13 protein-coding genes are annotated in these 19,696 nt (G+C 36.1%); 12 read left to right on the top strand and 1 reads right to left on the bottom strand.

Going from position 1 to position 19,696, the window contains the following annotated elements:
* Positions 1-19: 19 nt before the first annotated feature.
* The 10 genes from RTX21_RS13150 to RTX21_RS13105 all read left to right on the top strand — a co-directional run bounded on the left by RTX21_RS13150 (position 20) and on the right by RTX21_RS13105 (position 16,691).
* Positions 20-397 (top strand): c-type cytochrome, encoded by a 378-nt coding sequence (locus RTX21_RS13150; RefSeq protein ID WP_312768375.1) that lies wholly within the window; start codon positions 20-22, stop codon positions 395-397.
* Between the two features lie 101 nt (positions 398-498).
* On the top strand, positions 499-2,637 hold the full coding sequence (locus tag RTX21_RS13145) for a glucoamylase family protein (RefSeq protein ID WP_312768374.1): 2,139 nt from the start codon (positions 499-501) through the stop codon (positions 2,635-2,637).
* Complete coding sequence (gene rlmF / locus RTX21_RS13140; RefSeq protein ID WP_312768372.1) at positions 2,637-3,560, top strand: 23S rRNA (adenine(1618)-N(6))-methyltransferase RlmF; 924 nt, start codon at positions 2,637-2,639, stop codon at positions 3,558-3,560. The genes RTX21_RS13145 and rlmF overlap by 1 nt, the downstream gene beginning before the upstream one ends.
* Positions 3,561-3,987: 427 nt before the next feature.
* Positions 3,988-5,688, top strand: coding sequence for a lysine--tRNA ligase (gene lysS / locus RTX21_RS13135; protein ID WP_312768369.1), 1,701 nt, complete (start codon positions 3,988-3,990; stop codon positions 5,686-5,688).
* 548 nt (positions 5,689-6,236) lie between these two features.
* Entirely contained in the window at positions 6,237-10,769 is a 4,533-nt protein-coding gene (gene gltB, locus RTX21_RS13130; protein WP_312768367.1) for a glutamate synthase large subunit, read from the top strand.
* On the top strand, positions 10,769-12,196 hold the full coding sequence (locus RTX21_RS13125) for a glutamate synthase subunit beta (protein ID WP_312768366.1): 1,428 nt from the start codon (positions 10,769-10,771) through the stop codon (positions 12,194-12,196). The genes gltB and RTX21_RS13125 overlap by 1 nt, the downstream gene beginning before the upstream one ends.
* 240 nt (positions 12,197-12,436) lie before the next feature.
* Positions 12,437-14,371 (top strand): DNA topoisomerase (ATP-hydrolyzing) subunit B, encoded by a 1,935-nt coding sequence (gyrB, locus tag RTX21_RS13120; RefSeq protein WP_312768365.1) that lies wholly within the window; start codon positions 12,437-12,439, stop codon positions 14,369-14,371.
* Between the two features lie 91 nt (positions 14,372-14,462).
* Positions 14,463-15,248: an RsiV family protein gene (locus RTX21_RS13115; RefSeq protein WP_312768364.1), complete on the top strand. Its 786-nt coding sequence runs from the start codon at positions 14,463-14,465 to the stop codon at positions 15,246-15,248.
* A 1-nt stretch (position 15,249) separates the two neighbouring features.
* Entirely contained in the window at positions 15,250-15,699 is a 450-nt protein-coding gene (locus RTX21_RS13110; protein WP_312768362.1) for a DUF6526 family protein, read from the top strand.
* Between the two features lie 143 nt (positions 15,700-15,842).
* A complete protein-coding gene (locus RTX21_RS13105; RefSeq protein ID WP_312768360.1) occupies positions 15,843-16,691 on the top strand; it encodes a diacylglycerol/lipid kinase family protein in 849 nt (282 codons plus the stop codon).
* Between the two features lie 3 nt (positions 16,692-16,694).
* Here RTX21_RS13105 and RTX21_RS13100 read toward each other — a convergent pair whose 3' ends face one another.
* Positions 16,695-17,267: a hypothetical protein gene (locus RTX21_RS13100; RefSeq protein WP_312768358.1), complete on the bottom strand. Its 573-nt coding sequence runs from the start codon at positions 17,265-17,267 to the stop codon at positions 16,695-16,697.
* A gap of 121 nt (positions 17,268-17,388) precedes the next feature.
* Here RTX21_RS13100 and RTX21_RS13095 point away from each other — a divergent pair, with 121 nt between their 5' ends.
* Both RTX21_RS13095 and lpxD read left to right on the top strand, forming a co-directional pair.
* The gene (locus tag RTX21_RS13095) at positions 17,389-18,603 is read left to right on the top strand and encodes an HD domain-containing protein (protein ID WP_312768356.1); all 1,215 of its coding nucleotides are present in this window, start codon (positions 17,389-17,391) and stop codon (positions 18,601-18,603) included.
* Between the two features lie 73 nt (positions 18,604-18,676).
* Positions 18,677-19,696 carry a UDP-3-O-(3-hydroxymyristoyl)glucosamine N-acyltransferase gene (gene lpxD / locus RTX21_RS13090; protein ID WP_312768354.1) on the top strand — a complete coding sequence of 340 codons (1,020 nt, stop codon included), beginning with the start codon at positions 18,677-18,679 and terminating at the stop codon, positions 19,694-19,696.

The raw sequence follows: 19,696 nt of genomic DNA, 5'->3' as shown, positions 1-19,696 counted from the left end.
TTGTGATATAATAATCGATATGAAAAGAGTATTTCTAACAGCCGTATTAGCGGTAATATTTTCCTGTTCCAAAAATGAAAATTCTGGTAATAAAGATGTAATTGCTTCCGAATCAGAACCAGCACCAAAAGTTGTAACTGACCCAATCGCAGAGGGGAAATCTTTAATTGAAGGTTCAGATTGTTTAGGTTGTCACAAATTGGATGAAAAAATGATTGGTCCATCTTACAAAGAAGTTGCAGAAAAATATGGGAATACACCGGAAAATGTAGAAATGCTGGCAGAGAAAATCCTTAAAGGAAGTTCCGGAGTTTGGGGCGATGTTCCAATGCCGGCGCACGGCTTCAGTAAAAAAAATGCGAAATTTATGGCGCAATATATTTTATCGTCAAAATAAAATAAACATTTTTGAAATATGAATGAAAGGCAGTTTTGAACTGTCTTTTTTCGTTTCTGCTTCTTTTGGAGAAAATGATTATCTTTTCAAAAACAAAATCTATGAAGTCTATATTCTATTCAGCTTTATTTCTTTCCGCATCGTTGGGTGCACAGGAGCATCAATACGATTATACTTTTTTCACGAACAGTTTGATGAAAGATAATTTCTTTTATGGAAATGTAAAATCGTCAGGTTCAGCTTCTGTGAAAAATCAGAATAATAAATTATTGGTTGATAAAAATGAATTTCACTCGCCTGGAAATTCTCTTTTGCTGGATTATAAAAATGCAAAAGACGGAAAATGGGAAGCATCAATAGAATATGAAGATGTAAGAGGAAAAGATTTCTTTACTAAATCTAATTTCTTAAGTTTTTGGATTAAATCTGAAAAAAATGATTCTAATATTCTACCAACTGTAAAACTTCAGAAAACAGATGGAAGCTTTTCAAAACCAATAACATTTGAGTTGGCAAAAAAGAATCAATGGGAAAATATTTTGATTGATATTTCAAGTTTGGATGCTTCGGTTAAAGACAATCCAAAATCAGTTAAAGCGATTGTTTTCTCTCAACCGGAAAATTCTGATTCAAATAATAAAATTTGGTTAGACGATATTGCTTTTATCGATTCAAAAGACAAAAAAACGATTTCATCCATTCCAAAAATTTCATTGGCCAAAGGTTATATGAAACACGTGGATTTGAAATGGAATCTAATCACAGATAATAATATCAGATATGTGAAAATCTACCGTTCCGAAAACGGAAAAGACTTCAAACCTGTAGGAATTCAAGATGCTTATATTGACAGATTTGCAGATTTCACTAACGAAACCGGAAAGAAATATTCCTATAAAATCAGTTTCTTGGATAAGATTTTTAACGAATCAAAATTATCCGAAATCGTTTCCGCTGAAACCAAAAATATGTCAGATGAAGAATTGATGACAATGGTTCAGGAAGCTTCTTTCAACTATTATTGGGACGGAGCAGAACCGGAAAGTGGTTTGTCAAAAGAAAATACCAACGGAAGACAGAATATGATTGCCACAGGTGCTTCAGGCTTCGGGATTATGGCTCTTATTGCAGGAACAGAAAGAGGTTTTATCTCAAGGAAAGAAGCGGTCGATAGATTTACCAAGATTGTTAATTTCATAGAAAAAGCAGACAAATACCACGGCGCAGTTGCCCATTTCATAGATGGAACAACAGGAAAAACCGAACCTTTTTTCGGTACAAAAGATAACGGTGCGGATTTGGTAGAAACATCGTTTTTCGTTCAGGGATTGTTGGCGGCACATCAGTATTTCAACAAAGACAATGCGGAAGAAAAAAATATCAGACAAAAAATTGACAAGTTCTGGAAAGAAATAGAATGGGATTGGTTTAAGCAAACTCCGGATAGTAAATACCTTTATTGGCATTGGTCGCCTGACCAAGGTTGGGTGATTAACCATAATTTGATTGGATGGAACGAGACGATGGTTACTTATCTGATGGCGATTGCTTCGCCAACGCATTCTGTTCCTGCGAGTATGTATTATTCAGGTTGGGCGAGTCGGGAAAAACGAGCGCAGGATTATCGTAAAGATTGGGGAAAGTCTGACGAAGGTGCAATGTACACCAACGGAAATACTTATTACGGAATCAAACTGGATGTTGGCGTCAACAAAGGAGGACCATTGTTTTTCGCTCATTATTCCTTTATGGGTTACAACCCTCACGGATTGACAGACAGATATACCAACTATTTCAAAAACAATCAGAATATTGCCAAAATCAATTATCTGTATTGTGTGGAAAATCCGAAAAAACAAAAAGGTTATGGCAAAGACGGTTGGGGATTGACAGCTTCTGACGGACCAAATGGTTACAATCCGGATGAGCCTGTAGAAAGAGAAGATACAGGGAAATTAACGCCAACCGGAGCGATTGCTTCTTTTCCTTATACTCCAACGGAATCTATGGCGGTTTTGAAAAACTTCTATCTCAATTACGGCGATTTTCTTTGGGGAGAATATGGTTTCCGAGATTCATTTGATTTGAATAATAACTGGTGTTCTCCAATTTTTATGGGACTGAACCAAGCACCAATGACCGTAATGATGGAAAATCACAGAACTGGTTTAATCTGGAATCTTTTTATGAGTCATCCTGATGTGAAAGCCGGAATCGAAAAATTGAATAAGGAAAAATAATGTCTGAAAAATCCAGTCTTCATCCAAAAAATCTCCATCGTAATTCTTACGATTTTGAAGAGTTAATTTCTGTCGTTCCAGAGTTAAAACATTATGTTTTCAAAAATGATTACGATACTTTGACGATTAATTTTAGTATTCCGAAAGCGGTTAGGTTGCTTAATAAAGCTTTGCTTTTGAAATATTATAATGTCAAAGAATGGGATATTCCGGAAGGCAATCTTTGTCCACCGATTCCTGGCCGTGCGGATTACGTTCATTATTTAGCTGACTTGTTGGCGGGCGACAATGGGAAAATTCCAACCAAAACTTCGGTCAAAGGTTTGGATATTGGAGTAGGAGCTAATCTCGTTTATCCTTTGATAGCTAATCATTCTTATGGCTGGGAAATGTTGGGAACAGATATCAATCCAAATTCTCTGGAAAATGCTCAAAATATTCTGAATCAAAATCCCAATTTGTGCTCAGTTATTCATTTGAAACATCAACCAGAATCAGAATTTATTTTCAAAAATATTATTTCAAAAGAAGACAAATTCACATTTTCGATGTGCAATCCACCTTTCCACGAATCTGAAGTAGATGCGATGCTGGGAAATCGAAGAAAAAATAACAATCTCAGAAAAAAGAAAATTCAAAATCCAAAACTCAATTTCAGTGGTAATTCATCCGAATTATGGTGTGAAGGTGGAGAAATGGCATTCATCAAAAAAATGATTCATCAAAGTGTTGAATTTTCCTCAAACGTTCTCTGGTTCACAAGTCTGGTTTCCAAAAAAGACAATTTGCATCAGTTGATAACACTTCTTAAGAATCTCAAAGTACCCGAATTCAAAATCATTAATATGGCGCAAGGTCAGAAAATCAGCAGGATTTTGGCTTGGACGTTTGTTCCGAAAGAAGATAGGAAAGATTGGTTTTAAGATGATAATTATTTGACTACGTCGAACCACTTTATTAGGTTTGGGCAGCTTTTCCGCCTTCCGCTCTCAATCTTTTTTGCAAGACGATTTCACATTCAATAGAAATTGATTACCAGCAAAAAAGGATTTCCGCTCAAGTCGGGCTGCGACTTTCAGTACAAATCATCAGTTTGAATAAAAACCCAATATTGTCATTCCGAAGGAATCTAAACTGCTGAGATTCCTTCGGAATGACAATATTCAGTAAAAAAATCTTTGATGAGTTTAAAGTTTATACTGAGCTTGTCGAAGTGCCTTGCGAACCTCAAAATATTTTCAATAATTTCAAAAAACTTTGCGCTCTTTGCGTTTAAAAGACCCATTAAAATTTAACTTCCACAACCATTTAAAAATCACTATTTTTGCAGTTCCAAAAAATTGAATTAAAATGTCATTATCAGAACAGGAAATTATCCGTCGCGAAAAACTACAGAAATTGACCGATTTGGGAATCGATGCATTCCCAGCCGCTGAATACAAAATCACTGATTCCACAAAATCTATAAAACAGGATTTCGAAGAAGGGAAGAAGGTGGTGATTGCTGGAAGATTGATGTCCAGAAGAATTCAGGGGAAGGCAAGTTTTGCAGAATTACAGGATTCCGAAGGTAGAATTCAGGTTTATTTTAACCGTGACGAGATTTGTACTGGTGAAGACAAGACTTTATACAACGAGGTTTACAAGCATCTTTTAGATATCGGTGACATCATCGGAATCGAAGGTGAATTATTCAAAACTCAAGTTGGAGAGATGACAGTAATGGTGAAGAATTTCACTTTATTGACAAAATCTCTTCGTCCGCTTCCGCTTCCAAAAGTAGATGCTGAAGGAAATATTTTTGATGGTTTTACAGATGCGGAATTACGTTACAGACAGCGTTATGCAGATTTGGTTGTGAATCCTCACGTGAAAGAAATCTTCGTAAAAAGAACAAAATTGTTCAGTGCTATGAGGACTTTCTTTAATGATGCTGGATATTTTGAAGTTGAAACTCCAATCTTGCAATCGATTCCTGGTGGAGCGGCAGCGAGGCCTTTTATTACGCATCACAACGCTTTAGATATTCCTTTATATCTTAGAATTGCTAACGAATTATATCTGAAAAGATTGATTGTTGGTGGTTTTGATGGAGTGTATGAATTCTCAAAAAACTTCAGAAATGAAGGAATGGACAGAACTCACAATCCGGAATTCACGGCAATGGAAATCTATGTAGCTTACAAAGATTACAATTGGATGATGGATTTCACGGAGAAATTGTTGGAATTCTGTGCAACTTCGGTTAACGGAACTTCGGAATCTGTTTTCGGGGAACATACAATCAACTGGAAAGCACCTTATCCAAGGGTTTCTATGACAGAAGCGATTTTAAAATATACAGGTTTTGACATCACTGGAAAATCTGAGCAGGAGCTATTCGACTTCGCAAAATCTATCGGAATCGAGGTAGATGAAACGATGGGTAAAGGAAAATTGATTGATGAGATTTTCGGGGAAAAGTGTGAAGGAAACTTCATTCAGCCGACTTTCATCACAGATTATCCTGTTGAGATGTCGCCTTTGACCAAAAAACATAGAAGTCAGGAAGGTTTGACAGAACGTTTCGAATTAATGGTTTGCGGAAAAGAAATCGCAAATGCTTATTCGGAGTTGAATGACCCAATTGACCAAAGACAACGTTTTGAACATCAATTATTGTTATCTGAAAAAGGAGACGATGAAGCTGGACAATTTATTGATGAAGATTTCCTTAGAGCGCTAGAATATGGAATGCCTCCAACTTCTGGCTTAGGGGTAGGAATGGACAGATTAATTATGTTCTTAACTAATAACCCGTCAATCCAGGAAGTTCTTTTCTTCCCTCAAATGAGACCTGAGAAAAAAGCACCAACGGTTGAATTAGGAGAAGATGAAAAAGTGATTCTTGAAATCCTTAATTCTCAAGAAGATGCATTGGAGCTGAATGAAGTGAAAAATCGTTCTCAGCTTTCAGGTAAAAAATGGGACAAGGCTTCTAAAACTTTAACTAAAAATAATTTGGTGAAAGTTGAGAAAATTGATGAGGTTTTATTAATGAAATTGATTTAAGGTTTTCTTTAAATTGTTGTCAAAAACTATTTTAAATTTAACTTAGTTTATTAATTGTTTAAATAATTTTAATTATTGTTATTAAATTATTAAAATTAAATTTTGCTTTTCTATTTTATTTTCTAATTAGTTAAAAATTGTTTTAAACAGATGATTGTGTGAAAATATAATGTCATTTTAATTTGAAATTATATTTTAAAATATTACACCCCCTAAATTTTTTAGGGGTGTTTTTGTTTTATTGATTGATTTTTCGTCTTTGTTATAGATTTTTAGAAAAATGAGATTTGACTTCAGTCTTTTTTGAACCTAAGTGAAATATTGATTTTAATTAATTATCTGATTATAAATATTTTAAGTATTTTTAATATTAATTTAATTTTAACGAATAATTATTCAATATTAAATTAATGTAAATTATCGGTAAATAAAAGATGTTTTATTTGTTTTAAATCTTATTTGTGGTTTTTATAATTGCTGATTCGGTAATTTAAAATCGTTTTTGACTCTTTTTTCATTAAGTTTGTTAGTATCCAAAATTGATGTAGATGAAAAGAGCAAGGAAAATTTCCCAAAAATCCATTCCCGAAAATCAAGGACTTTATTTACCCGAAACAGAATTCGACTCCTGTGGAGTCGGCTTTGTGGCTAATATAAAAGGAATCAAAAGTTTCAAAATTGTCAGCGATGCCATTACGATGCTCGAAAATATGGAGCATCGTGGCGCAACTGGTTACGAAAGTAATACTGGCGACGGCGCAGGTTTGCAGATTCAGATTCCGCACGAGCTGTTGTACGATGAAGCGCTCAATTTCGGTTTTGATTTACCTGAACCAGATTATTATGGAGTCGGAATGTTGTTCTTTCCTCAAAATAATTTCATCCGAGAAGAATGTAAAGAGATTATTGAACAGTCTGCGGATAAACTCGGGCTCAAGATTTTGGGTTATCGTCCCGTTCCTGTAAGTAATATTGACTTGGGAGATTTGGCAAAAAGTGTAGAGCCGGTGATGGAAATGCTTTTTGTAGAACGTCCTTTTGATGTGGAAACGGATAAAGATTTTGAACGAAAGTTATTTGTTTTCCGTAATTATATTTCGCATCAGATTACAAGTGTGACGAACAATGACCCGATTGGTTTTTATGTCGCTTCGTTTTCTTGTAAGAAGTTGATTTACAAAGGACAATTGAGGAGTGTTCAGATTCGTAATTATTTCAAAGACCTTACAAATCCTAAAATACGTTCTGCGTTTGGGATGATTCATTCCCGTTTTGCGACAAATACATCTCCGACTTGGAGTTTAGCGCAACCATTTCGATTTCTGGCGCATAATGGCGAAATCAATACAATTGGAGGAAATCTCAATTGGCTGAAATCTTCTGAAAAAACATTTTCAAATCCGAATTTCACACCTCAGGAAATGGATATGATTTTGCCTTTGACAAAACCTAACCAATCCGATTCTTCTTATCTGGATAATATGGTGGAGTTGCTTTATCATTCAGGTCGCTCGTTGCCTCATACAATGATGATGCTGATTCCCGAAGCTTGGGATGGCAACAAACAAATGGAAGATTACAAAAAAGATTTCTACGAATTCCACGCTTGTATGATGGAGCCTTGGGATGGTCCTGCTTCAATTTCTTTTACGGATGGTGAAATGATTGGTGCAACTTTGGACAGAAATGGACTTCGACCTTCGAGATATTGTGTGACTTCTGACGATTTGGTGATTATGGCTTCAGAATCGGGAGCTTTACCTGTCAATCCAAAAAATGTCATCAAAAGAGGTCGTCTTCAGTCGGGGAAAATGTTCTTGGTTGATATGAAAAAGGGCGTTATCGTGAGCGATGATGAACTGAAAAAAGAGATTTGTACATCACAACCTTATCGTGATTGGCTGGATAAAATGAATATTAATCTGAAGGAATTGCCAAGTCCGAAAATCAGATTTAATAAACTTCAATTCGAAGATATTTTTAAATATCAGAAAGCGTTTGGTTATTCCAGAGAAGATTTGGATAAAGTTATCAAAGAAATGGCTGTTCACGGCAAAGAGCCAATTGGTTCGATGGGATTTGATGCACCTTTGGCTGTTTTAAGTGAAAAGCCACAGCATTTCAGTTCTTATTTCAAGCAATTATTTGCGCAGGTAACTAATCCTCCAATCGACCCGATTCGTGAAAAATTGGTAATGTCCTTGACTACAATTATTGGCGGAAATGGAAATCTTTTAGAAGATGATAAAAACTTCGCACATTCCATAAAACTCGAAACTCCGATTCTCAACAACGAACAATTGGAGAAATTGAGAAGTGTTGATACAGGGAAATTCCAATCGAAAACAATTTATACTTATTTCAAAGCTGACGAAAAAGAAGGAAGCTTGAAGAAAGCTTTGGATAGAATTTGTCGTTATGCGATAGATGCTGTCGAAGATGGTTTTGAAGTGATTATTTTGTCTGACCGTTCGTTGGATTCTCAACACGCATCGATTCCGTCTTTGCTGGCTTGCTCGGCTGTTCATCATCATTTGATAAGAAAAGGTGTCCGCAGAAGAGTTGGTCTGGTGGTTGAGGCGGGCGATGTTTGGGAAGTTCATCATTTTGCAAGTCTGCTTGGTTTTGGAGCGACTGCAATTAATCCTTATTTGGCTTTGGCGAGTATCAGACAAATGTTTTATGATGGCGAATTCAAGCAGGATGCGGATTTAGAACAGCTTAAATACAATTATAAAAAAGCAGTTGGCGATGGATTGTTAAAGATTTTTTCAAAAATGGGAATTTCAACTTTGCAATCCTATCACGGTGCGCAGATTTTCGAAATCATCGGTCTCAATAAACCTTTGGTCAATACCTGCTTTACCGGAGCGATTTCCAGAATCAACGGAATTGGTTTTGATGAAATTGCGAAGGAAGCTTTAGCGAAACATTATAAGGCTTTCGAGAAAGATTCAGCGTTTGGAATTCTGGATTCTGGCGGAATTTATCAATGGAGAAAAGATAGTGAATATCATCAATTCAATCCTCAATCCATTCATCTTTTGCAACAGGCAACTTGGAATGATAATTACGAAACGTTCAAAAAATATTCCCGTGCGGTCAATCGTCAAACTGAAAATGCTTCTTTATTAAGAGGTTTGTTGGAGTTCAAAAATGACCGTCAATCGATTCCGTTATTAGAGGTTGAACCAATCGAAAATATCCTAAAACGTTTTGCGACCGGAGCAATGTCGTTTGGTTCAATTTCTTGGGAAGCTCATACGACGTTAGCGATTGCAATGAATAGAATTGGTGCGAAAAGTAATACAGGAGAAGGTGGTGAAGATGAAAACAGATATATCATTAATGAAAACGGCGACAGCTTGCGTTCGTCTATCAAGCAGGTTGCTTCGGGTAGATTCGGTGTAACGGCGAGATATTTGGCAGAGGCAGAAGAACTTCAAATCAAAATGGCGCAAGGTGCAAAACCGGGAGAAGGCGGGCAATTGTCTGGCGAAAAAGTGGATTCTTGGATTGGAAAAACCCGACATTCTACGCCGGGAGTTGGTTTGATTTCTCCGCCTCCGCATCACGATATTTATTCCATAGAAGATTTGGCGCAGTTAATTTTTGACTTGAAAAATGCCAATCGACACGCAAGGATTTCGGTTAAACTGGTTTCAAAAGCTGGAGTTGGAACAATTGCTTCCGGCGTAGCGAAAGCGAAGGCTGACCATATTTTGATTTCCGGTTATGATGGTGGAACAGGCGCTTCGCCTTTGAGTTCTGTTCGTCATACAGGTTTGCCTTGGGAATTGGGATTGGCAGAAACGCATCAGACTTTAATCAAAAATAAATTAAGACAAAGAGTGACGGTTCAGGTTGACGGGCAAATGAAGACCGGACGTGATTTGATAATGGCAACTTTGCTTGGAGCAGAAGAATGGGGAATTGCAACTTCTGCCTTGATTGTGGAAGGCTGTATTCTGATGAGAAAATGTCATCTTAATACTTGCCCTGTTGGGATTGCGACTCAAAATGAAGAGTTGCGAAAAAAATTCACAGGGAAACCGGAACATTTGGTGAGTTATTTTACCTTTTTAGCGATGGAAGTTCGTGAGATAATGGCAAGCCTTGGTTTTAGAACGATTGATGAAATGGTTGGGCAATCTCAATGTCTGGAAAAGAAAAAAGAAATCAAATTCTGGAAACATCAAAATATTGATTTGAGCGGATTGCTTTACAAAATGAACACTGATTTACCAATTGTAAAAGCGGAAGAACAAGATAGTGGTTTGGGTGAATCTTTGTCTTGGAAAATGTTGGAAGCTTCAAAATTGGCTTTAGAAAATAATGGAAAAGTAGAAGCTTTTTTCTCGATTAAAAATACAGACAGAACAGTTGGAACGATTCTCTCGCACGAATTGACGAAAATCTATCATTCGAATGGAATGCAGGAAGATTCGTTGAAATTCAATTTCAAAGGAACGGCTGGACAAAGTTTTGGTGCTTTTTGTAATAAAGGAATTACGATGATTTTGGAAGGTGATGCTAATGATTATTTTGGAAAAGGTTTGTCGGGTGCAAAAATCGCTGTTTTTCCGGATGAAGAAGCAGTGATTAAAGCTAATGAAAATAGCATTATCGGAAATGTGGCTTTGTACGGAGCAACTTCCGGAAAGGTTTTTATTAACGGAATGGCGGGCGAAAGATTCTGTGTTCGTAATTCTGGGGCGACTGCTGTTGTGGAAGGAATTGGTGACCACGGTTGCGAATATATGACAGGTGGAACAGTTGTGATTCTGGGTGAGGTTGGTCGGAATTTCGGAGCGGGGATGAGTGGTGGAATCGCTTATGTTTGGGATGTTGGAAAAGATTTGGAAAAGAATTTCAATCCTGATATGGCAGATTTGGAACATTTGACAGAGAAAGATGTTAAGTTGGTTCTGGATTTAATCCAAGAACATTTTGAAATCACGGGAAGTTATTTGGCAGAATATCTTTTGAGTGATTTTGAAAATAATCTGAAACACTTTGTAAAAGTCTATCCTCGTGAATATAAAAGAGTAATGGAGAATCAAATAAATGCAATGAAATAATGGGAAAGACAGATGGTTTTTTGATATATGAGAGAAATTTGCCTGCGAAATTTCCGGTTTCGGAAAGGCTTAAGAATTATAAAGAATTTTATGAGCCAGCTTCTGAAAAGTTGCTGAATGAGCAGTCTGCAAGATGTATGGATTGCGGTGTTCCGTTTTGTCAGAGTGGTTGTCCGCTGGGAAATGTTATTCCTGAGTTCAATGATGCGGTTTATAAAAAGCAATGGGAAAAGGCTTATCATATTTTAACTTCAACTAATAATTTCCCTGAGTTCACAGGCCGGATTTGCCCAGCGCCTTGCGAAGGAGCCTGCGTTTTAGGGATTAATAATCTTCCCGTTGCCATTGAGGAAATTGAAAAAAATATTATTGAAATAGCTTTTGAGCAAGGTTTTGCAAAACCAAAAGTTCCTCAATTCAGGACGGATAAAAAAGTGGCGGTTATTGGTTCTGGTCCTGCTGGTCTGGCTTCGGCTTATCAATTGAATCAGGCTGGTCATCAGGTGACGGTTTTTGAAAAGGATTCTGAAATTGGTGGTTTGCTGAGGTTTGGAATTCCCGATTTTAAATTAGATAAAAATATTGTTGAACGCCGGGTTCACTGGATGGAACAAGAAGGTATTGAATTTAAAACCAATGTCAATGTTGGTGTTAATTATTCCGTCGAGGAATTGAACCGGAATTTTGATGCGGTTGTTTTGGCTTTGGGAAGTACGGTTCCACGAGATTTGATGCTCCCGAATCGTGATGCAAAAGGCGTTCATTACGCAATGGATTTTCTGGTTCAGAATAATAAAAAAGTAAGCGGAATTGATTTTTCTGAAGAAGAACTCAATGTTAAAGGGAAAAAGGTAGTTGTAATTGGAGGAGGAGACACTGGTTCGGATTGTATCGGAACATCCAATCGTCAAGGTGCAGAAGTCGTTTATCAAATTTATTATAAACCAATTCAGCCTACAAAACGAGACGAAACAATGCCTTGGCCAACAATGCCAATGACTTTGCAGATAACATCTTCTCACGAGGAAGGTTGCGAAAGGAAATGGTCTGTTAATTCCAAAGAATTTGTGAAGGATGAAAACGGAAATCTTAAAGGTCTTCGTCTTGTGGAAGCAGAATGGACAAAAGATGCGGACGGAAAATGGAATCTCTACACAGAAAAACCGAACTCAGAATTTGTTATCGAATGTGATTATGCTTTCATTGCTTTGGGTTACACACACGTGGAGCAGAAAGGTTTGGTGGAAGCTTTGGATATCAATCTTGACCCAAAAGGAAATCTGATTGGTAATAATAAAGAATTCCGAACCAACCAAACTAAGTATTTCTCTTGTGGCGATGCTAGAAAAGGTCAAAGCTTAGTTGTTTGGGCGATTGCAGAAGGAAGAGATTGTGCAAAAAAAGTGGATGAGTTTTTGAAAAGTTAAAACTTTTATTAATATTAAATTTTGGAAATCGAGCTTTTGTAGTTCGATTTTTTTTATTCAAAATCCTCAAACATCCCTGTTAAAAACTTATCATTTTTGACTGATTTTAAGGCTTTCATATCTCGATTTTTTTAACGACATTTGTAAGCTTTAACAAAATAATTAACAGAAAAATAACAAGAAAAATTCTCAAGCTAACTATTTGAAATCTTGGGTCTTATGTCTTGAATCTTTTACAATATGAGTCAAAAACAATATACAGCAAGTAGTATTCAGGCATTGGAAGGAATGGAGCACGTTCGTATGCGTCCTTCGATGTACATTGGTGATGTGGGAGTCAGAGGTCTCCACCATTTGGTTTATGAAGTAGTAGATAACTCTATCGATGAGGCTTTGGCTGGATATTGTGATACGATCACTGTCGCGATAAAAGAAGGAAACGCTGTCGAGGTTATGGACAACGGTCGTGGTATTCCTGTCGATTTTCATGAGAAAGAACAGAAATCTGCGCTGGAGGTTGTAATGACCAAAATTGGAGCCGGAGGTAAGTTCGATAAAGATTCTTACAAAGTTTCAGGAGGTCTCCACGGCGTTGGGGTTTCTTGTGTTAATGCGCTTTCAAACCAAATGATAACTACCGTTTACAGAGACGGGAATATCTATCAGCAAATCTATTCCAGAGGAAAGGCACAGACAGAAGTTGAGGAAATCGGGAATAGCGATTACAGAGGAACCAAGCAGTTTTTTCAGCCGGACGATACTATTTTTACAGAATTAGTTTACAACTACGATACTTTGGCGAACCGTCTTAGAGAGTTGTCTTACCTTAATAGAGGAATTACAATTACGTTGACGGACGAAAGAGAAAAATTGGAAGATGGAACTTTTAGGACAGAAGTTTTCCACTCAGAAGGTGGTTTGAAAGAGTTTGTTGAATATATCGATGGAAACCGCGAGTCTATCATGGAGCATGTGATTTTTATGGAAGGCGAGCGTGATGATATTCCGGTTGAGGTGGCGATGCGTTACAACACTTCTTTCAACGAGAATCTTCACTCATATGTTAATAATATCAACACACACGAAGGTGGAACGCACTTAGCAGGTTTCAGAAGAGCTTTAACAAGAACTTTGAAGAAATATGCTGATGAGTTAGGCCTTCCTGCAAAAGAAAAAGTTGAAGTTACAGGAGATGATTTCCGTGAAGGTTTGACGGCTGTTATTTCAGTTAAAGTAATGGAACCTCAGTTCGAAGGTCAGACTAAAACGAAGTTGGGTAACTCAGAAGTTTCCGGAGCGGTGGATAAAATCGTTGGAGAAATGTTGACCAATTTCTTGGAAGAAAATCCTGCTGAAGCTAAAATCATCGTTCAGAAAGTTGTTTTGGCAGCGAAAGCTAGACAGGCAGCTAAAAAAGCACGTGAAATGGTTCAGAGAAAATCTCCAATGGGAGGTTCCGGATTGCCAGGAAAATTGTCCGACTGTTCTTCCAAAGACCCAGCTGAATCAGAATTGTTCTTGGTGGAGGGAGATTCTGCAGGTGGAACAGCTAAGCAAGGTCGTGACCGTCATTTCCAAGCGATTCTGCCTTTGAGAGGTAAGATTTTGAACGTGGAAAAATCTATGGTTCATAAAGTTTATGACAACGAGGAAATCAAGAATATCTACACGGCACTTGGTGTTTCTGTAGGAACAGAAGAAGATTCTAAAGCTTTGAATTTAGCAAAACTAAGATATCACAAAATCGTAATTATGACCGATGCGGATATCGATGGTTCTCACATTTCGACTTTGATTCTGACTTTCTTCTTCAGATATATGAAAGAACTGATTGAGAACGGATATATTTATATCGCTCAACCGCCTTTATACTTATTGAAAAAAGGAAATAAAAAAGTTTACGCTTACAACGAAAAAGAACGTGAACAATTTACATTGGAAATGGCTCCGGACGGAAAAGGAGTAGAGGTACAGCGTTACAAAGGTCTTGGAGAGATGAATCCTGAACAGCTTTGGGAAACGACTCTAAATCCTGAAAACAGAATCTTGAAGCAGGTAACGATTGACAACGCAGTAGAAGCAGATTCTACATTCTCTATGTTGATGGGCGATGAAGTTCCACCGAGAAGAGAATTTATCGAGAAAAATGCGGTTTACGCAAGAATCGATGCTTAAAATATTTTTATAAAATCAAACCTTCCAACTTTTGGAAGGTTTTTTGTTAAATTAGGAATTGTATTTATAATCACCATTTAAAAATAAACCTATGAAAAACCTAATCACAATTCTATCTTTCGGGATTCTGCTTTTCTCTTGCAATAAGAAGGAAACTCAGCAAACTTCAACCTCGAGATCGGACAGTACGGAAACCAAAAAAGAATTCGTTATAGATTCTGTAAGAGTTCAGGATTCCTTACAGGTCGCCAAAACTTTGACTTTATCCTTCGAAAAGCAAACTTTGGTATTCCCCAGTATCACCAACAAAACGGTATTGGATAGTATATATAAACCTGCTGGTATAAGCGCAAGTGATTATTCTAAAAAATCTTTGACCGAAGTTCTTGAGAAATTGAAAAAAGAATCTTTGAAAATAGATGATTCGAATGATTATCTGCCTGAGTTCAAACAGACTTGGGATGAAGTATCCGGGATGAAATTGATTTCGCATCAGAATGACGTCCTGACTTTACAATATTCCGGAAGTGGTTATTCTGGTGGAGCACACGGTTATTATTTTGAAAATTATAAAACTTTCGATTTGGAAAATAATAAAGTGGTTTCTCAAACTGATATTTTTAAAAATCCAACAGATGCGAGTTGGGATAAGATTCTAAAAAATCATTTCGATGAACAAGAGCAAAAAGAAATGCTTTTGGTAGATAAAATCGAACTGAATGACAATTTCTATTTTGACCAGAATAAGATCACGTTTGTTTACAATCAATATGAGATCACGGCTTATGCTGCTGGTGTGGTTTATATCACTTTAAACTTCAAAGACATCAAAGACCAGTTGAAACCAGAATTCTTAAACCGATTTAATGTGAAATAAAATGAGTTCACAAGACTTGAAAAATCATAGAAAATATTATCCTTTGCATCATTTTATTTTCTATCCTGTTTCATTGGTTCTGCTGATAGTTTCTTTGTTTCAAGTTTTCAAAAATATCAATCATAACAGTTCTCTTGTGATGATTTGGAGTGCAATTTCAGCAGTTATAGTTTTGATGATTGTTTTGTCATTGATGCTTCGTCAACATTATGCTTTGGGACTTCAGGATAGGTTGATTATTAATGAATTCAAATTCCGATATTTTGCTTTGACTGGAAATAGATTGGAAAATTCCACTTATCAATTTTCCGACGCTCAGATTTTTGCATTGAGGTTTGCAGAAGATGAAGATTTAATGGAATTGATGCATCAAACTGCTCAAAACGATTGGTCATCATCAAAAATCAAACAGAATATCAAAAACTGGAAGGCGGATGATAAAAGAATTTAGAATTTTAAAATCCTCCGAGAGCATAAGGATGACAATTAATTTGCGAATTTCTAATGGGAGCGATGTCAGCTGAGGCTCTCGAAGCTTCACAAATAAATTAAAAAAATACTCTGAAATCCTCAGAGTATTTTTATTTTTGGAAAATGAAGTTTGCTTTCATCATCAATCCTTATTCTGCAAAGAAAAACTATCAGCTTTTTTTGGAAAGACTTTCTAAGAAAGTTGAAAATCCGCTCTATATCGTTTCCAAATCTTTGGAAGATACAGATGATTTCATCGAAAAACATTGGAATGATGTGGATGTTTTTGTGGCTGTTGGCGGTGATGGAACTATTTCTGTTGTGGCACAAAAGCTAATTAATACACAAAAAATTCTCGCTGTTTTTCCTGCAGGTTCTGGAAATGGATTTTCTAATGAGACCAATTTCAACAAAAATATTTCGGTTCTTTTAGAAAAATTAGAACAGAAGAAATTCCGAAGTATTGATACGTTTATGATCAATGATAATTTTTCCATTAATGTCTCGGGAACGGGATTTGACGGGAAAGTAGTAAAGGAATTTGAAAAAACAAGCCGAGGTTTCAAAAATTACATCAAGGTTTCTATTAAGACTTTTTTCAATTACAAGCCAATTAAAATCAAATTCTTAGAAGAAAATTACAAACAATACAACGGCAAATATCTGATGCTGAATATCGCCAACACGCGCCAATTCGGGAACAATGCTTATATTGCACCGATGGCAAGTAAAAGTGATGGTTTGGTAGATTTGGTTTTGGTGAAGAAATTTCCCTTGACCTATTCGCCTTTTTTTGCTTTCAGGATGTTTACAAAGCGTTTGAAAGACGATGATTACGTAACCTATCTTCCGGTTTCAGAGATCGAGTTCAAAGTCAATACAAAAACCTGGCACATTGATGGAGAATTCAAGAAAATCAAATCGCCGATCAAAATCAAAGTGCTCCCGAAAAGTTTGAGGATTTTGGTTTAAAAGTTATTGATTTAACAAAATTTCAAGTTTTTTGTAATCTCCATTTTGTCCAAAATTTTCATCATTGATTTTTGTTCCAATGATGATATGTTGATGACAGCTGAAACAAATTTTAGCAATTCCGATTATTTTTCCTTTGTTTTTAAATACTAAAATGTCTCTATAAAAAGCAATACAAACGCAAGTAGAGCTTGCATCGACAGTTTTATCAATAAATACTTTATCTATTTCAGAGAATTTACTTTTTGGAATTTCTTTTTTGTTATAACCAATTTTATCCATTGATTTCAAGAAATCGGTTTCATTAATGTTTTGAGGAAAATTACCAATGATTATATCGTTTTTTAATTTATCAAGTTTTGAGTTGTTTTTATTTTTATCTAATTCTATAATATTACTTTCTTCAAAATCGATGTGATAGAAATCAATTTGGTCATATTTAAAATATTTTTGACCATAAACCGGAACAAATGTTTTTTCTTTTACCTCAGTTTTAGAATTATTTAACGGATTTGGAGCTTTTTCACAAGCTATTAAAAACAAGAGTGTTATTGTTAAGTGAAAAATTGATTTCATTCCTTTTATGGCTTTAGTTATTGGGATAATATACAAATGAATATTTATTTTCCATTGTATTATTTATTACATAAAACCATTTTAATTTCCCTATTTTTGTATCAATCATCATTTATAGATTGTGCAGAACAAACTGAAAATCATCAACGACCCGGTTCACGGTTTTATCAAAATTCCTCACGAGATTTTGTTCGATATCATAGAACATCCTTATTTCCAAAGACTCAGAAGGATTTCCCAAACCGGACTTTTATCACTCATATTTCCTGGCGCAAAACATACGAGATTTCATCATGCTCTTGGAGCAATGAATCTGATGTTCAAAGCTTTGGAAACTCTCAAGCTAAAAGGCGTAAAAGTTTCAAAAGAAGAAGAAAAGGCAGCAATGTTGGCGATTTTGCTTCACGATATTGGTCACGGTCCGTTTTCGCACGCTTTGGAAAATATGCTGATGGACGATTGGCATCATGAGAAAATTTCGATTTTGTTGATGAACCGATTGAATAAGGAGTTCAAAGGGAAATTGAATCTGGCAATCGAAATGTTTCAAGGGAAATATCGCAGACCGTTTTTCAATCAATTGATTTCTTCACAATTGGATGTTGACAGAATGGATTATTTGAAACGAGACAGTTTTTACACGGGCGTTTCAGAAGGCAGTGTCAATGTTGAAAGAATTATTTCAATGATGAATGTAAGTGATGAAAAACTTGTCATTGACGCAAAAGGAATTTATTCTATAGAAAATTATCTGACTGCCAGAATGTTTATGTATTGGCAGGTTTACTATCATAAAACGGCGGCTTTGGCTGAGCATATTTTGGTTCAGATTCTTAATAGAGCCAAATATTTGGTTTCTCAAAATGTGGATTTGGAAGCGCCTTCTAATTTGAAATATTTCTTAGTTAAAAATAAATTTGACGAAGCCACGGAAGAAGATATCAGAAGATTCACAATGCTGGATGATATGGATGTTTTCCAGGCTATCAAAGTTTGGACGGAAAATGATGATTTTGTCTTGTCGAAGCTTTGCAGAACGGTTATTTACAGAGAGTTTCCGAAAAGTATTATTTCGTCAAAACCATTTTCCGAAGATTTTTTGAAACAAAAGGTAGAAAAAGTCAACCAATACTTTAAGATCGAAGATGGAGAAGAATTGGTTGGGCAGATCTCGCGTTCATTATTGCCTTATGATACTGAGAAACAGCCAATTTATTTGATGGATAAGACAGGGCAGACAATCAAGTTAGAAGAATCTGAAAATCAGATATTATTTGGATGCATGGAGAATGCGACGAAAAAATATATCATTTATTTTCCTCGGGAAATAATATAACTAAAGTAAAAGTAACCTTGATTCGTTATAAAAAATTAAAAGATAATTAATAAAATATTTATCTTTGCAAACTATGGAATTTAGCGCAGAACAAATTGCAGAATTAATAAACGGCAAAATAATCGGAGACGGAAAGACTGTTATTACAGGGGTCTCACCGATAGAGAATGGGGAACAAGGACACTTGTCTTTCGTTGGTCAGAGCCGTTTTTCCAATCATATCGATACAACAGAATGTGCAGTTTTGATAGTTTCTGAAAGTCTTTTAGAAGACAGAAATTATAAACCTGTGATCATTGCTGTGGAAGATGCTTATCTGTCTTTTCAGGTCTTGATGAATCTTTATCAGGAGATGCAAGGCAGAAGAACCGGAATAGAAGCCGGTTCATTTTTCCACGAGACTGCAAAAGTGGGCAAGGATGTTTATATCGGCGCATTCACTTATGTTTCTGAAAAAGCTGCTATAGGAGATGGAACACAGATTTTTCCACATGTTTATATCGGAAAAGGTGTGAAGATCGGGAAAAATTGCAAAATTGACAGTGGCGCAAGGATATATGATCACTGTATTGTAGGTGATAATTGCGTAATCCATTCTAATACAGTTGTTGGTGGAGACGGATTTGGTTTTCAGCCAACTGCAGAAGGGTTCAAGAAAATTCCTCAGTTAGGAAATGTTATCATAGAAGACGATGTAGAGATTGGTTCCAACTGTAGTATCGATCGTGCGACAATTGGCTCTACGATTATCGGTAAAGGAACTAAGATTGATAATTTGATTCAGATTGCTCACAATGTGAAGATCGGTCAGAATAATGTGATTGCTTCGCAAGCAGGAATTGCCGGCTCAACTATTATTGGAGATTGGAATCAGATCGGTGGACAAGTAGGAATTGTCGGCCATATCAAAATAGGAAATCAGGTTAAGATCCAAGCTCAGAGTGGGGTTAACTCTTCTGCAAAAGATGGTGAAACGCTTTATGGTTCGCCTGCGATCAATTATAGTGATTATAGAAGGAACTATGTTCATTTCCGTAATTTTACGGATATAGTCAAGAGAATAAACGATTTAGAAAATAAAAAATCAGAGTAA

This window comes from Epilithonimonas sp. (genome assembly GCF_032054305.1).
In the GTDB taxonomy this organism is placed as follows: Bacteria; Bacteroidota; Bacteroidia; order Flavobacteriales; family Weeksellaceae; genus Epilithonimonas.
Note: the sequence above shows the minus strand (reverse complement) of the source record. Positions and strands in the feature narration are given on the sequence as shown.

What these genes read in the sequence shown, in the direction of transcription:
- gltB (WP_312768367.1), top strand. Translation starts at nt 6,237, where the DNA reads ATGAAAAGAGCAAGGAAAATTTCCCAAAAATCCATTCCCGAAAATCAA.
- RTX21_RS13125 (WP_312768366.1), top strand. Translation starts at nt 10,769, where the DNA reads ATGGGAAAGACAGATGGTTTTTTGATATATGAGAGAAATTTGCCTGCG.
- lpxD (WP_312768354.1), top strand. Translation starts at nt 18,677, where the DNA reads ATGGAATTTAGCGCAGAACAAATTGCAGAATTAATAAACGGCAAAATA.
- rlmF (WP_312768372.1), top strand. Translation starts at nt 2,637, where the DNA reads ATGTCTGAAAAATCCAGTCTTCATCCAAAAAATCTCCATCGTAATTCT.
- RTX21_RS13110 (WP_312768362.1), top strand. Translation starts at nt 15,250, where the DNA reads ATGAGTTCACAAGACTTGAAAAATCATAGAAAATATTATCCTTTGCAT.
- lysS (WP_312768369.1), top strand. Translation starts at nt 3,988, where the DNA reads ATGTCATTATCAGAACAGGAAATTATCCGTCGCGAAAAACTACAGAAA.
- RTX21_RS13105 (WP_312768360.1), top strand. Translation starts at nt 15,843, where the DNA reads ATGAAGTTTGCTTTCATCATCAATCCTTATTCTGCAAAGAAAAACTAT.
- gyrB (WP_312768365.1), top strand. Translation starts at nt 12,437, where the DNA reads ATGAGTCAAAAACAATATACAGCAAGTAGTATTCAGGCATTGGAAGGA.
- RTX21_RS13115 (WP_312768364.1), top strand. Translation starts at nt 14,463, where the DNA reads ATGAAAAACCTAATCACAATTCTATCTTTCGGGATTCTGCTTTTCTCT.
- RTX21_RS13100 (WP_312768358.1), bottom strand. Translation starts at nt 17,267, where the DNA reads ATGAAATCAATTTTTCACTTAACAATAACACTCTTGTTTTTAATAGCT.
- RTX21_RS13145 (WP_312768374.1), top strand. Translation starts at nt 499, where the DNA reads ATGAAGTCTATATTCTATTCAGCTTTATTTCTTTCCGCATCGTTGGGT.
- RTX21_RS13150 (WP_312768375.1), top strand. Translation starts at nt 20, where the DNA reads ATGAAAAGAGTATTTCTAACAGCCGTATTAGCGGTAATATTTTCCTGT.